Raw genomic sequence first — 15,122 nt, 5'->3', positions numbered from 1 at the left:
GTATCTATAGCAATATGATTTTTGTAGCCATGTTGGAAAAGGGAACGAAAAAAAATTACACAAGTTTAGAAGCAAAGCCACCTGATGTGTCTGGTAGTAAAAGAGTTCAACTCTTAAAAATGTAAGACATTGTAAAAATTAACAATGAAATAAAAAAACTTCACAGATTTGTAAAATGTTGAGATAGGTGATTATTAGGTAGACGATGCTTGGCAAAACAAATTTTATCATAGTCATAGACCTCGAGTTATATGTCTAGTGATTCTTGTTATTTTATATCTATAAAAACCTCATGATATTATTTGAAAACCACTATTTCCTAATTTAATATGAGCAAGGCAATAATGCGTGAAGTGCATGATTAAATTAGTTAGATTACTCTGGTAGTGAAGATGAAAATAGATATAAAATTAATCGTTAGATAATTAATGAAAAAAATTGTAAAATTAGGTGTTATTTTTCAAATAGTTATGGTATAATTTAAGAAATATCATAATTCAGATAATATTATAATTTATTGATTTAATTCATACATCTAGAGTTGTGAGAAAAAATTAGGATTTAAATTACAGGGGTAGTAATGGAAGAAGTCGTTAGTTTACAAGAAATAACATTAGTATTAAAAAAAAGGATGTTACTCATATTTTCAATGATGATTTTAGGAGTCGTCGCATTAGCGGGCGTGACATTCTTTTTAATCACACCTAAATATGAAACTGATACACAGCTAGTCGTTCAATCCAATCAAGAAACTTTAACGAATGCTAATTTACAAAGTGACTTAACTGGTAATGTGATGATGGTGAATACCTATAAAGATTTAATTAAATCTGATGTTGTTCTGGATCAAGTATCATTACAATTGGCAAAAGAGAATGGTATTCAATACACGTCTAATGAGCTAAATAAAATGATTAGTGTGACCCAAAGTCAAAATTCGCAAATGTTTTCAATTAGGGTCATCTCTATAAATGCAAAAGAAGCAATGGAAATTGCCAATAAAACGGCTATGATTTTTAAAGAGAAAGCCGTTGAAATTTTAAAAGTTGATAAAGTTTCAATTATAAGCCCAGCTAAATTGAAAACGACACCCGTTTCACCCAATAAACAATTAAATCTGTTAATTGGTGCAGTTATCGGATTGATATTGGGAGTTATGATTGTTTTCCTTCTAGAGTTCTTAGATAAAACCGTTAAAGATACGAAATTTATCGAAAATGAGTTAGAGTTGCCGATTTTAGGGGAAATTTCAGTTTTATCTAACAAGGAACTACAAAGTTCGATATTTTTGAATGTTTTGCAAAAACAGGGTGAGTCGTTTGAGTTTGAAAGCAGTTCAGAACCTAGGATAACTAAAGAAAATGAAGCAGCAGAAAAATTTAATCCAATTGTAGAAAAACAAATTGAACTGAAGACAGAAGATGTTGAAAGAGTTGCCAATAAGAGACGACTGCGTCCTAGACTTTAGTCGTGAGTTTGAGAAAGGGGGAAGATGTAATGGGAATTTTTCATAAAGGCAAAAAAGATGATAAACCGAATCCGGTTTCTTTGATTACCATGTTCAATAAAAGAAGTGTTATTTCTGAACAGTGCAGGACGATTCGATCGAATATTCGGTTTTCAATGGTCGATAAAGATTTAAAGTCCTTGGTCATCACAAGTGCTGGCCCTAAAGAAGGAAAATCAACAGTCGCTAATAATTTGGCAGTTGTCTTCGCAGATGCAGGTTTAAAGACTTTATTAGTCGATGCGGATTTGCGTAAACCGACCGCTGATTTGACTTGGGCGCTTTCGAGAGATGAAGGCTTGTCAAATTTATTGGTAGACAAAACGTCAAATTACGAGAATTACGTTAGCAAAACTAAGGTCGAGGGCTTATTTGTTTTAACAAGTGGTCATGTGCCACCAAATCCTTCCGAACTATTGGGGACTGAGCGCATGCAAGAAATTTTGCAGACATTGACTCAGAACTTTGATCTTGTCATTTTTGATACACCACCATTAACCGCTGTGACAGATGCGCAAATCTTAGCAAGCCGAACTGATGGGACGATTTTAGTCGTTCGTGAGCGGCAAAGGGATAAACGAGAAATCATGTTATCTAAACAATTATTAGATATGGCACAAGCCAATATCTTAGGTGTTGTTTTCAATGGGACTAAGGCTTCTAGGGATGACTATTATTATTATGGTAGTAAATCCTAGAATTCTGTGCGATTTTAGCGTGATTGCGTGTTGTTAATGATGGAGATAGTAGATGATTGATTTACATTGTCATATTTTGCCAGGAATAGATGATGGTGCACATAATTTAAGTGACAGCATTAAAATGGCAAAAAAAGCAGTTAGTCAGGGGATTACGCATATTTTATGCACCCCGCATCATAATTCTTCGTATGAGAATCCCAAAAGTAAGGTATTGCTTCAAGTAGCGGACTTACAAGTAGAATTGACGAAAAGAAATATCCCTTTGATCCTTTATGAGGCACAAGAAGTCAGGATATTCGAGCATCTGATGAGCGAAATTGATCAGGATGACATTTTATTTGCCGACGTGTCGGATCGTTATCTGATGCTGGAATTCCCAACGGAGAGTATTCCAGATTATACGAATCAACTGGTTAGGCAATTAATAAATCGGGGGATTACACCGATAATTGTGCATCCTGAAAGATATAAGTTGTTTCAATCGAATCCTGCCTTATTGGAAAATTATTTAAGGATGGGCTGTCTTGCACAGTTGACGGCACCCTCAATTGTCGGTGCCTATGGTAAAAAGATTCAGAAGCTTTCCCACTATTTTGTTAAAAATAGTATGATCCAAATGCTAGGGAGTGACGCCCATAATGTTGACAGTCGAAACTTTTATCTAGCAGAAGCCTATGAAATCATTAAAAAAGAATACGGTGAAGGTAAAATTGACTACTATGACCGTGTTGCAAAAGATATTATTAATGGTGATAATATTAGCTTAAGGCGTTTTAGAGGGTAATACAACTACTGTTGGCTAAAATCAAACAGTTGACAACAATCTTATGTCAACTGTCGTTGGTTTTGAAGATAACTAAAAAGGGATAAAATAACATGAAAACAAAAGCGAGCTTACTTACAATTGTTGCAGGACTAACATTAGTGACGGGGACAACTGCATTTGCAGCAGAGAATAGCGTTATAACTGCTGGAGAACAACAAGTGATTGCAGCCGCAGAAAAAGCTGCAGGCAACCATTTAACACCTAGACATACCATTCAAGCTAATAATTACATGAAAACAGTAGATATTTCTGATGAAAATGCTGCGACCATTGTCAAAAATATTAATGAAATTGTGACGTTAGTTAAGTCAACAGGCGTGAAGACTGGTGATGTGACATCTCTAGATGGCTTGTTGAAACTTCTGCCAGGTGATGTTGCTGGAAAAGTAGCGGCCTTAGCTGCTGAAATTGATAAACTAACGCCAGGATTTACACTTGAGCAACTCTCATCTGAAGCGTGGTTGACAGATTCAACCAACAAGACTATCCTAGCGAATACGGGTGCTAATTATACCTCAAGTCTGGTGGCACTATCAAGCTTATTAATTGTTGCAGCAGGTGCAGCAATTGTAATGAGTAGAAATAAAAAGCAAGCTTGAAAAAATGGCGAAGATTTGGTGCATATTTTTATGTGCCTTTAATTTTTATGGTATTAGGCTATGTCATGATTTATATTGTCGGAAAACCTGTGATTAATTTTGCGACATCGGCTACTTCTTTACTTTTATTAAATGACGAACCTAAGTTTAAACAACAAGCACTTGATTTAACGGCTAAAAGTGATGGACAAAATCAAAAAGTAGCAGATGGGAAGCTATTAGCTTCCGCTATTACTTATCCTGAAAAAGGATCACGTTACGGTGATGTCATTGTCAATCAGGTCGATATCAATATCCCTTTATATTACGGAGATTCTAGTGACATCTTAGCACTGGGTGCGGGAATGTATGGTAATAGTAAATTTCCAGGTGAAAAAGGGACAACTATTATTGGTGGACACAATCGACCGATTTTTGGGAAAATTTCTTATTTGAATGTTGGAGAAAAATTTGAGATCAAAACATCATATGGCGACTTTACTTATGAGGTTACTTCAACTCAGATTATTCAAGCCGATGACCCCATGGTAATGACAGAACTAGCACAGAATCAAGAGTCCCGTGCATTTTTGTATACTTGTTACCCACTGGATGCGATTGGTTTTTCGCCACAACGCTTTGTCGTCATTGGCAAGCAGGTGACGGGGCCGGTTATTGATGAAAACAACTAAAGGAGACAAGGAAAATGTCTAAACGCAATAGACCCGTTCAGACGATGGCACGGTTGATCATATCGTTCGTTATGGCGATTTTCTTGTTCGCATTTCTAATTCTTTTGAGTATCAGACTGACTTTATTTAGTGAGAAACACATGGAAAAGGTTGCTAAAAAGACGGATTACTATCAAAAGTTAACCACTAGCATTAACAAAGATATCAGTGGTTATAGTCTTGGCAGTAATGTGCCAAAAGAAGCTTTGGGAAATGTCGTTTCTGTACAAGTCGTTGAAGATAATGTGAACAATTATTTTAAAGCGATCTATAAGCCAGGGATCACCTATCAGTTTTCAGGAGCAGATGAGTTGAAAACGGCTATGATTGATAAAATAATGGCTCATGCTAATGAAAAGCAAGTTCCAATTCATTCTAAGGAGTCTGTGGCAGCGTTAGCTGATAAGGGCGTTGATATTTTTACGGGTTATGTTAAATTGCCGTATTTGGTACAATTTGGTCAGAAATTGATGAATTATAAGGCAATGCTAACAGGTTCGATTTTCCTGACAGGATTAATAAGTGCCTTAATTGCAGTATTTTTGTTAGTAACATTACGTGGTTATAGACATCGGTTACTCCGCTTTCTATCTTATAGCTTCATTGCAGGTGGCTTAATGGGAATAATTATTCCTGCTTACTTACTAGTCAAAGATGTCTTTCATTATATTAACATTAGAAATCAAGCGATGTATGAGTTCTTAACCACATACATTCGTAGTTTTCTATGGATGTTTATTTATATCGGTGTCGGCTTGCTGATTTTGGGAATACTATCAGCAATGTTTTCGGAGAGAAGTCGGTTGGAATTGACACGTTAGTGTGTTTTAGGATGTCGTTGGGGAACGACAAGTAGGGGGAATGGGATGTCACTAGTTAAAGAGGAAATTTCAGATGTCATGACTTGTCCAGAGCTAACAAGTCATAAGCCAAAAATTATTAATGGCTTGATTAAGCGGATTGGTGATATTTTATTAAGTTTCTTGGGATTGCTTTTGCTATCACCTTTTCTTTTGATTCTGTGGCTGACTATGAAAATATCGGAACCGAATGGATCGTTCCTGTTTTCGCAAATCAGAGTTGGTAAAAATGGTAAAACCTTTAAGATGTATAAAATACGCTCAATGCACATGGATGCAGAAGCTCAACTTGAAAAATTACTTATACATAATGAGATTGATGGGGCCATGTTTAAAATGAAAGATGACCCGCGCGTGACCAAAATTGGTAAGTTTATCCGAAAGACAAGCATTGATGAGTTGCCGCAGTTATTTAATGTCTTACAAGGACACATGAGTTTAGTTGGCCCCCGTCCACCATTGCCCAGGGAGGTTGCGCAGTACACGGATTATCAAAAGCAACGTTTGCAAGTCAGACCGGGTTGTACCGGTTTATGGCAGGTGAGTAAACGTAATAACTGTACTTTTCAGGAGATGGTTGAACTTGACTTGAAATATATTCGAGAGCAAAACTTTTTATATGATATAAGTCTCATTTTTCGAACGGTTTGGGTGATGATTAGACCTAATGGGGCGAGTTGATGGATAAGAAAAGAATTGTATTGATTAGTGAGTCTATGGGTGGTGGACTAAGAAAGCATGTTGTTCAGCTTTTAAGTAATTTGGATAAAGATAAAGTAGAATTGTTTTTTATTCATGGCAGTCATACTTTGGATGAATCATTTAGGAATGATTACTCACATTTGGAAAAAAATTGCAAAATGTTTCCGTGTGACCACCTCATTAGAGAAATTAGCCCTAAAGAAGATGTACTTGCTTATCAATTTATTTCGAAAAAAATCAAAGAAATCAAACCAGATATTGTACATTGTCACAGTTCAAAAGCAGGAGTTATTGGTCGTTTAGCTGCCAAAAGACGAGGTGTTAAAAAAATATTTTATACGCCACATGCTTATTCGTTTTTGGCACCTGAATTTAGTGGTAAGAAAAAGTTTCTTTTTATTCAGATTGAAAGATTTTTAAGTCGATTTGCGACAACTCAGACATTTTGTGTGTCTAAGGGGGAAATGCAAGCTGCGCTTGAAGTAAATCTAGATAAAACTGAAAAGTTTCAGGTGATTTATAATGGTTTGCCAGAAATTGATTTTCCAAGCAAAGAAACGATTCGGGCTCAATTAGAACTAGAAAATACAGCTGTTGTCATTGGTAATAATGCAAGAATGTCGGAACAGAAAAATCCTATGTTTTTTATGGAAATTGCTCAAAAAATGATTAGACAAAACGCAAATTGGCATTTTGTGTGGGCAGGTAATGGTCAGCTTATGCGAATTTGTCAGTCATTTATTAAGCAAAATGGACTAGAGAAAAATATTCATTTGCTTGGGGAGCGTCCTGATAGTGAAACAATTGTGATAGCCTATGACATCTTCTTGACGACTTCCCAATATGAAGGTTTACCTTATGCACCAATTGAAGCAATGCGAGCTGGTGTCCCGATTCTTGCGACAAATGTTGTTGGCAATAGTGAGCTTGTGATAGAGGGCAAAAATGGTTATTTGATCGACTTAGAGTGGTCAAAATCTGTCGAAGAAAAATTATATAAGGCAGCGAAAATGGATGCACAAATGATTAAAGCAGATTTTAGGCAAAGGTTTGCGATTGATCAGATGTTAAAGCAAATTGAAACAGAATACGTTAAGAAAGCATAAAAGATTAATTTAAGAGGGAAAATATGAGAATTTTATATTTTGTAGATACGTTAGGATTAGGTGGGATTCAAACAATATTACAAAACTATTTCGAAAGAATTGATAGAGATAAATTTGAAATTGAAGTTCTTTCGTTAGATATCCCTGACGAAACAGGTTTTGAACTTTGGCTAAATGAAAAATCTATTCCTGTTCATAAAATTCCAGGAATAACGTTGAAAAAGATACGTGATTTTTCTCGTTATCCAGCCTTAATTAAACAATTTTTTCATGAACATGGGGATTTTGATATATTACATATGCATGCATCAAGTAAGAATGCTCAGTTAATGTTTAATGCTGCTAAACAAAATATACCAATAAGAATAATTCATTCACATAATACACACTATCAAACTTCAAGCCAAATTCAAAAAGTAATTGGTGATATACTTAAGTTTCCGATGAAGAAATATGCGACAGATTTATGGGCATGTTCTACCATAGCCGGTGAGTGGTTGTTTGGTGATGATAATTTTACGATTATTCCGAATGCGATAGATGCTGGAAAGTTTGAATATGATGAACAGCTCAGAAATTCAGTTAGAGAATCTTTAAATATTTCAGATATTGATTTTGTTATTGGGAATATTGGAAGATTTGTCAATCAAAAAAATCATTTTCGCATGATATCAGTATTTAATGATCTTTTAAAGTACATACCAAATGCTAAATTAGTATTAGCAGGAACAGGTGATTTAGAATACAAGATTAAACAACAAGTTATCGAGTTAGGAATTGAAAGAAATGTTAATTTTTTAGGATATCGGACAGATAATCATGCACTTTACCAAGCGTTCGACGTTTATTGCATGCCATCGTTCTATGAGGGTTTACCCGTAGCTTTGGTAGAAGCGCAAGCTTCGGGATTGCCAATTGTATTTTCGAATACGATTACAGAAGAAATCAATATCAGCAAAAAACAAAATATTCAACTGTCGTTAGAAAAAGACAATAAAGAATGGGTTGAGGCGTTAATTGAGATTAGTAATCGACAAATTAATCGAAAAATAAATGGTGAATTAATCCAAAAAAGTATTTTCAATATTGAAAATGCTATTGGGTTACTGGAAAATAAATATCAAGAGCTTATTGTTAGGGAATCCTTTAGATGAAAAATCAATTCAAGATAAATATTGGAACAGTAGTCTTAGTCTTAGCAATTGTATTAGACTATTTTATTTTGTGGCAAGTAGTCAATTATAAATTAATTTATTCGTTACTGCTTGTTGCAGTTTTAATATTTTTGGTAAAATTTTGGTTTGATAAAAGGGAAATAAAAGCTTTTATTCTGCTTTTGTGTCTATTGCTAGTAGGCGCATGGACGGTTGTTTTTTTCAGTACACAGGATTATATTTTACCCATTATGATTGCTATTTCGTATTCATTTACAGATTATAATGTAAAAAAAGTTATTAGAGACTTTACAGTTACATCTGCCATACTATTTGTTTTGACAATCGCATTACACTATTTTGGAGTTGTTAAGGGAAATGAAATCCCACGTATGGTTGATGGCGTAGTTATTTACAGAGATAGTCTTGGTTTTGACCATGTGAATAGTGTATTTAGGCGATTTATTCCCATTTTTACAGGTATCTTTTATTTGACTTCCTCGCGAAAAATGTTACTGACCTATACAGCCGTTGAGTTACCCATTGCTTTTTTTCTTTATCTAAAAACTGATTCGAGAACTGGCTTTCTTTTAACTGCTCTTTTCTTAGTTCTATCAATTTTTATGAAAGAAGTTAGCGCTAAATTATTATCTAAACTACTATATCTGTTTCCAATTGCTGCTATTATCCTAACATTATTTCTTAGTTATAAATTTGGTTTAAGTAGTAATTTTATTGATACCTCGCTTTCTCATAGACCGATGTTTTGGTTGAAATATCTGACAGACTATAGGCCAACAATACTAGGAAAAATAATGCCTATGAATATGCCATTAGATAATATATATCTAAGTTCAATTTATTGGAGAGGCCTATTAATCAGCTTATTGACGGGGATTTTTTATCTAAAATTAGTTCCGACAATATCTAAAGATTGGAAATTGAGTGTGATTACACTATTTTTATTAGTCTATGGTATATTTGAAATTGTATTCTTTTTTAGCAATAGTTTTTTGATTACTGTGATGATTTATCTATTTGTTCGAAAGAAAACACAGGGAGATCTCCGATGGAAAAAATGATTTCAATTATTGTGCCAGTTTACAATGCATCTGATTATATAATAGACTGTTTAAATAGTGTCTTTTTGCAAACTTATTCCACTTTCGAAGTGTTAGCCATCAACGATGGTTCAACGGATAACAGTTTAGAAATCTTAAATAAAATAGCAATACAAGATTCGCGTTTACGAGTTATTGATCAAGAGAATAAAGGTGTTTCTAGTACGAGAAACACTGGATTGAAATACGCGAAGGGAGAATATATTCTCTTCCTTGATTCTGACGATACGATTGATGCATCACTATTACAAGATAATCTTAATCTATTGATAAAATATCAGGTTGATTTAGTTGTTTTTGGCTTTAATCGAGTTTTTTTGAAAAATACCAAAATATTTACAAAAACTATAAATTCATCTCAAGTTATTCAATCAAAACAGCTCAACACAGTCTTAGAAGAACTGGTTCGAAAAGAGCTTATTTTTCCACCGTTTAATAAGCTGTTTAAGAAGGAAATCATTGATTATCACAATCTTCAGTTTGATTGTCATATGAGGTACGGAGAGGATTTTGTCTTTGTAACACAATATTTAGATAAATGCTCTAACATTTATCTAAATAGCAAAGCATATTATAACTATCTATTTGATAGACCAACTTCAGCGATGAACCGTTATGATGAAAATAAACTAAATGATCAATTGTATGTCCATGACTATCTAGAACATTTTTTGAAAAAGTATGAAGTTGACACGGATTCGATATTGAATGAAAGATTAATCAATATTTGTTACGATGGCATTCTAAATATACTAAAAGATGAGACGCAGAAAAAAAATATTGGCATTAGTAGCGATTATAGGCAGATTCTAGTGCTTTTGAAAACAAAGTGTACAACAAAAGACTCAACTTTAAAAATGAAATTAAAATTTTTTTTGTGTCAACATCTGAAAATATTAATGTTGCTAAATTAGGAGTATATAAATTGAAACATGCTTATTTGATAATGGCTCACAATAATTTTGATCTGTTAAAGATATTATTAAAAGCCATAGATTTCGAACATCATGATATCTATATCCATATTGATTTGAATGCTGGAGATTTGGATTTTTCTGAGCTGAAAAATACTTGTTCTCACTCGAATCTATATTTTATGCAAAGAAGAACGTCAAATTGGGGCACCTACGAACAAGTAGAAGTGGAAATTGCGTTATTTGAGTTAGCCTATCAAGCCAAAGAAGATTATCGATACTATCACTTGTTATCAGGAAATGATTTTTTATTAAAATCAGCAAGTAGCATCTATAACTATTTTGAAAGTAGCTACCCTCATGAATTCCTTGATTTTGCTGTTCTTGAAGGGAAGACAAGTGACAGTGGTATTCTCCCAGAAGTTGATGATTGCTTTTTAAATCGAATTAAATTTTTTCATCCCATAGTCTCTTCTTCAAAACTAGGACGAAAAAATTTTAGTAGGATTAGTAGACTATTTGAAATAGTCCAAACAGTTCTATTAGTCGATAGGACTAAGCATAGTGACTACTCTAAATTTCAAAAAGGACAAAATTGGTGCTCTGTCAGTCAACGTTTTGTGGAAATCTTAATGAACAGTTATTACAATGGTGATATATATAGAAATTATCATAGTGGCATATTTGTTGACGAGCTATATAAACAAACCTTATTTATTAATTCGAATTTATACCATACATTTAAAATATCAGAATATAAATCAAATTTAAGGTATGTTGATTGGGATAGAGGCGAGCCCTATACATTTAAAAATTCCGATGTAAAAGAATTATCATTACTCGATGATTTTTTATTCGTTAGAAAATTAGATCAAACAGACAATTGTGCGCTAGCAAACAACTTGTTAGCTTTGATTTCAGAAAGACAAAGTTAAATGAAAAAAGTTTTTGAAAATTTTATCTATCAAAGTATTTATCAAGTACTTTTAATCATTTTACCGATTATCACGATTCCCATAATTTCTGACACACTGGGGCCTACTGGTGTAGGAACATTTAATTACGTTTATTCAATTACGAACTATTTTATCTTGTTTATCGGTCTTGGTTTAGCAAATTATGGCGTTCGTGAAATAGCGCAAGTCAGGGAATCAAAACAAAAATTAAGTCAAAAATTTTGGGAACTTCAAATTTTTAACTTTGTGATCTCGACAGCAGTCTTAACTTTATTTTTTATTATTACTTCATATCTTAAGTACTCAAACTATTATTTGATTCTTTCTTTGGCAGTATTTGGATATATGCTTGATATCACATGGTTTTATAGTGGGATTGAAGAATTCAAGATGATTACGACTGCCAATGGTATTGTTAAATTGATCGGTTTTTTGTTAATTGTGACACTTATACATGATAAGTCAGATTTAGGGAAATATATATTAATCCAATCATCGAATATTCTATTATCTCAATTAATTTTATGGTTTTTTATACGAAATAAAATTTTCTTTATTCGAGTTAGATTAAGAGAAGTATTTGCCCATTTTTTACCGGCACTTAGCTATTTTATAGGCAAGTTAGCTGTGACGCTTTACACAAATTTGAATAAGACATTATTGGGAGTGCTAGCAACGATAACGGCTGTCGGCTATTATACAAATTCTTTACAGCTTGTTATCATTGTGGTGGCATTGATGGGATCATTGGACACGGTTTTAATGCCAAAAATGAGTCATTTACAGGCTAATAAAAAAGAAGATGAAATGATTGAATTATTGACGAAAGTCATTCATTTGGAAATTTTTGTAACAATACCTGCTATGTTTGGGATATTAGCAACAAATCAAAAGTTAATTGGTTGGTTCTTCGGTGAAAAGTTTAGCTATATTGAGAAAATTGTGCCTTTCTTTGCACCGTTAGTCATTATTATTCCATTAGGAACAGCAATTATGCGGCAGTATTTGATTCCAATGAAACAAATTAAACAGTACAATTTTTCAGTTATCCTAGGTGCATTTTTAGGTGTTGTAATAAATATATTGCTTATCCCCCAAATTGGTATTTGGGGTGCTGTTATAGCAACACTGATTTCGGAATTAATGGTCACTGGTATAAGAGTCTCTGAATTGATGAAAAAAACAACTTTTAGATTTTCCATCCATCAAATTCTCAAATATTTTGTTTCAGGTTTAGTAATGCTGATAATTATTGAGTTATTTTCATCTAGTATGCGTTCATCGCCTGTAACCACTTTAATACAAATGACGGTGGGACTAATTGTCTATATGGCAGCTACCTTTATTCTAAAGGCTAACCCAATAGTTGATATGATTAAATTTTTAAGAAAAAAAATATAAAGAGGATAGTATATATTATGTTGAAAATAGGAATAACAACATTTAGCAGAACGCATAACTACGGTTCGTTACTACAGAGTTTTGCTTTGCAACAAATATTATTGAAAAAATATCATCTCGATAATGAATTTATTAATTACTCTAATCAGGCACAAAGGGAAATGTATGCCTTATATTCAAAACCAAATTCTCTTAAGAACGTTGTAAAGAATTTAATTGTTTGGAAAAACAAGATATTAATTAAACAACATTTTGAAGATTTTGAAGCTTTTTTTAAAGAAAATTTAATGAGTTCAAATGTTGACTTACACGATGGGGATATCATACCAGTTGATAAGTATTCGCTTTTGGTCACTGGTTCAGATCAAGTTTGGAATACAGATGCATATGATTTTGATGAAATATATTTTTTGCCCTTTGCTGATGAACTACCGAAAGTAGCCTATGCTTGTAGTCTAGGTGGTACAAATTTATTGAGTAAAACAGATAAAATTAATCTTTACAAGAAGTATTTAGAAGATTTTGAAGCCATTTCAGTACGAGAGCGAAATAGTCAAACTTGGATTTCCCAATTGACAAAGGAAGAAGTTGATATTGTAGCTGACCCGACTCTCTTGTTAGATAAAAAAGATTACTTAGACTCTTTTGATGACCAACCTTTGATCGAGGGTAGATATATTTATTATTATGGGTTTAAATATGAACATGACATGAATATGAAAGTAAAAGAATTAGGTGAAAAGCTTGGTTTACCTGTTTACTGTTTAGATGCAAAAAAATATCATCTCAAAATGTTGAGAAAATATGGGTTTAAAATTTCGCCACATGGTGGGCCAAAAGCTTTCATTAATTTAATCAACCATTGTGAGGTATCCGTTACAACATCATTTCATGGAACTGTATTTTCAGCAATTTTTCAAAAACCATTTTTTTATTTGAGAAAACCAGGAATTGATGCCGCTGATGATAGAGCCTCATATTTGTTAGAACAACTAGACTTAACATCGCAAGATGTGCCATATTCAGAAATTGTGGCGCGTTCTGAAGAGTTATTCAGTATAGACTATAATCATGTTCAAGATAAAATTTTAAAGCTGCAGCAACATTCATTTCGGTATATCGATAAAAATATAGTACGTCTAAGCAAGATACGTAAATTTAAATAACATGAAAGGAAAAGGTAGTTGGAATGGTACAGCCCTTTGAGCATAAATTGATTAAATCTCACCAACTTTTAAATGATTATCTAATAGCAGATAAAGCTGCTTTAAATATTAATAGAAGACGTCCAAAATTTTTAGGGGATAAGATTTGGAAATTTCAAATCAAGTTGAGGAAAACGGAATACTATAATAATATAAAGAATCATCATATACTAAATCGAATTTTATACTACTATCACTTTTACACATTTAAAAAGCTATCTGATAAGTATTTAGTCGAAATACCGTTAAATGTTATTGGAAAAGGGCTTGTTATTTGGCATTTACAAAGCATTATAATAAATCCTAAAGTTGTGATTGGAGAAAATTTTTCGATTTCTGCTGGTTGTATTGTTGGGCAAGCCAAAAATAGGATACCGATTATTGGAAACAATGTAGAAATGACTGTAGGTAGTAAAATTCTAGGGGGTATTATGATTGCCGATCATGTCACGATTGGTGCCGGTGCTGTTGTTGTGAAGTCAATTGAAGAATCATATACAACATGGGGAGGAGTACCAGCAACTAAAATTTCGAATAACTTTTCTGTTGAAAATATTGACAGAGAAAATAGGGTTAAGAAAGTAAAGGTATAAAAAGCAAATCCTGTGACAAGTAGTTTTAATTAGAATTTTTAATGTTTAATCACAGAAAAAAGCTAGCGTTCATCATGGAACTAACCTAGCTTTTTTTTTAATCTCCCAACAACAATAAAACCCAATCAAACACCCCAAAAAATTCAAGAGAATATCACTGATGGCAAATGTGCCCAGATAGAAAACAAACTGAATGGTTTCAATCCCTAAAAGTGTGACCAAGCTGACAATGACAAACTGTTTGAAATCAGTATTGATGCCGTAAAGGCCACCTAATGGAATAAAATAGAGGATATTCAAGATAGCTTCTTGGATCGTTCTGGTATCCGCTTTGATAAAATCAAAAGGGTTCAGTGATATCGCTTGAAAATCCGATGTTTTAGTAAAGAGCACCATGAATAGCAGTAATGCATACACACTGAAGGCCAGATAGAGATAAATAACTGAAAATCGTTTGAGGTGATACTGGATGCCAAACAACCAGACGATCAGCGTTAATAAGAGTATTAAAGTTAATGCGGTATAGTCAAAGTGGTTAATCAACCTAGCCAGGCTTTGATAGCGAGTGAGAACGGGCATAATCAGCCAAGTAATCGTCGCATAACTCAGGATAAATGTGACCAATAAATTGCTGAGGTAGATCATATATTTTCGCAACTGTTTCTAACTCCTTTTCTTGATGAGATTAACCCTATTTTAACATATTTTAAAACTGTCATGTTTTTATGAATTTAAAATAAAGGGCACCTCTAATAACTACCAATTAA

At 33.2% G+C, this 15,122-nt stretch carries 16 protein-coding genes; 15 read left to right on the top strand and 1 reads right to left on the bottom strand.

The genetic code is table 11. The features are described from left to right. The first annotated feature begins 580 nt into the window (after window positions 1-580). The 15 genes from RR45_RS09885 (at window position 581) to RR45_RS09815 (ending at window position 14,355) form a co-directional block, all read left to right on the top strand. Window positions 581-1,468 (top strand): YveK family protein, encoded by an 888-nt coding sequence (locus tag RR45_RS09885; protein ID WP_072353619.1) that lies wholly within the window; start codon window positions 581-583, stop codon window positions 1,466-1,468. A 29-nt stretch (window positions 1,469-1,497) separates the two neighbouring features. Then, the gene (locus tag RR45_RS09880) at window positions 1,498-2,205 is read left to right on the top strand and encodes a CpsD/CapB family tyrosine-protein kinase (RefSeq protein ID WP_031367065.1); all 708 of its coding nucleotides are present in this window, start codon (window positions 1,498-1,500) and stop codon (window positions 2,203-2,205) included. 52 nt (window positions 2,206-2,257) lie between these two features. Next, window positions 2,258-2,992: a tyrosine-protein phosphatase gene (locus RR45_RS09875; protein ID WP_031367066.1), complete on the top strand. Its 735-nt coding sequence runs from the start codon at window positions 2,258-2,260 to the stop codon at window positions 2,990-2,992. A 92-nt stretch (window positions 2,993-3,084) separates the two neighbouring features. Next, the gene (locus RR45_RS09870; RefSeq protein ID WP_031367067.1) at window positions 3,085-3,633 is read left to right on the top strand and encodes a hypothetical protein; all 549 of its coding nucleotides are present in this window, start codon (window positions 3,085-3,087) and stop codon (window positions 3,631-3,633) included. After that, complete coding sequence (locus RR45_RS09865) at window positions 3,630-4,304, top strand: class D sortase (RefSeq protein ID WP_031367068.1); 675 nt, start codon at window positions 3,630-3,632, stop codon at window positions 4,302-4,304. The genes RR45_RS09870 and RR45_RS09865 overlap by 4 nt, the downstream gene beginning before the upstream one ends. A gap of 14 nt (window positions 4,305-4,318) precedes the next feature. Continuing rightward, window positions 4,319-5,164, top strand: coding sequence for a hypothetical protein (locus RR45_RS09860; RefSeq protein ID WP_031367069.1), 846 nt, complete (start codon window positions 4,319-4,321; stop codon window positions 5,162-5,164). A gap of 78 nt (window positions 5,165-5,242) precedes the next feature. Then, the gene (locus RR45_RS09855; protein WP_244148303.1) at window positions 5,243-5,884 is read left to right on the top strand and encodes a sugar transferase; all 642 of its coding nucleotides are present in this window, start codon (window positions 5,243-5,245) and stop codon (window positions 5,882-5,884) included. After that, complete coding sequence (locus RR45_RS09850; RefSeq protein WP_031367071.1) at window positions 5,884-7,011, top strand: glycosyltransferase; 1,128 nt, start codon at window positions 5,884-5,886, stop codon at window positions 7,009-7,011. Before RR45_RS09855 ends, RR45_RS09850 begins: the two co-directional genes overlap by 1 nt. A 23-nt stretch (window positions 7,012-7,034) precedes the next feature. Further along, on the top strand, window positions 7,035-8,165 hold the full coding sequence (locus RR45_RS09845; protein WP_031367072.1) for a glycosyltransferase family 1 protein: 1,131 nt from the start codon (window positions 7,035-7,037) through the stop codon (window positions 8,163-8,165). Continuing rightward, on the top strand, window positions 8,162-9,247 hold the full coding sequence (locus RR45_RS09840; RefSeq protein WP_031367073.1) for a hypothetical protein: 1,086 nt from the start codon (window positions 8,162-8,164) through the stop codon (window positions 9,245-9,247). The genes RR45_RS09845 and RR45_RS09840 overlap by 4 nt, the downstream gene beginning before the upstream one ends. Beyond that, a complete protein-coding gene (locus tag RR45_RS09835) occupies window positions 9,235-10,200 on the top strand; it encodes a glycosyltransferase family 2 protein (RefSeq protein ID WP_031367074.1) in 966 nt (321 codons plus the stop codon). The genes RR45_RS09840 and RR45_RS09835 overlap by 13 nt, the downstream gene beginning before the upstream one ends. Then, entirely contained in the window at window positions 10,164-11,135 is a 972-nt protein-coding gene (locus tag RR45_RS09830) for a beta-1,6-N-acetylglucosaminyltransferase (RefSeq protein ID WP_143188748.1), read from the top strand. Before RR45_RS09835 ends, RR45_RS09830 begins: the two co-directional genes overlap by 37 nt. Continuing rightward, window positions 11,136-12,557, top strand: a complete 1,422-nt coding sequence (locus tag RR45_RS09825) for an oligosaccharide flippase family protein (protein WP_031367076.1) — start codon at window positions 11,136-11,138, stop codon at window positions 12,555-12,557. It abuts the gene before it with no gap. Between the two features lie 17 nt (window positions 12,558-12,574). Next, window positions 12,575-13,723: a polysaccharide pyruvyl transferase family protein gene (locus RR45_RS09820; protein ID WP_072353620.1), complete on the top strand. Its 1,149-nt coding sequence runs from the start codon at window positions 12,575-12,577 to the stop codon at window positions 13,721-13,723. A gap of 23 nt (window positions 13,724-13,746) precedes the next feature. Next, the gene (locus RR45_RS09815) at window positions 13,747-14,355 is read left to right on the top strand and encodes an LbetaH domain-containing protein (RefSeq protein WP_084463470.1); all 609 of its coding nucleotides are present in this window, start codon (window positions 13,747-13,749) and stop codon (window positions 14,353-14,355) included. Between the two features lie 72 nt (window positions 14,356-14,427). Here the strand turns inward: RR45_RS09815 and RR45_RS09810 are convergent, their stop codons facing one another. Further along, the gene (locus RR45_RS09810) at window positions 14,428-15,012 is read right to left on the bottom strand and encodes a VanZ family protein (RefSeq protein ID WP_031367079.1); all 585 of its coding nucleotides are present in this window, start codon (window positions 15,010-15,012) and stop codon (window positions 14,428-14,430) included. Window positions 15,013-15,122 lie beyond the last annotated feature (110 nt).

Origin of the sequence: Pseudolactococcus chungangensis CAU 28 = DSM 22330 (assembly GCF_002441885.1) — a bacterium.
Taxonomy (GTDB): Bacteria; Bacillota; Bacilli; order Lactobacillales; family Streptococcaceae; genus Pseudolactococcus; species Pseudolactococcus chungangensis.
Note: the sequence above shows the minus strand (reverse complement) of the source record. Positions and strands in the feature narration are given on the sequence as shown.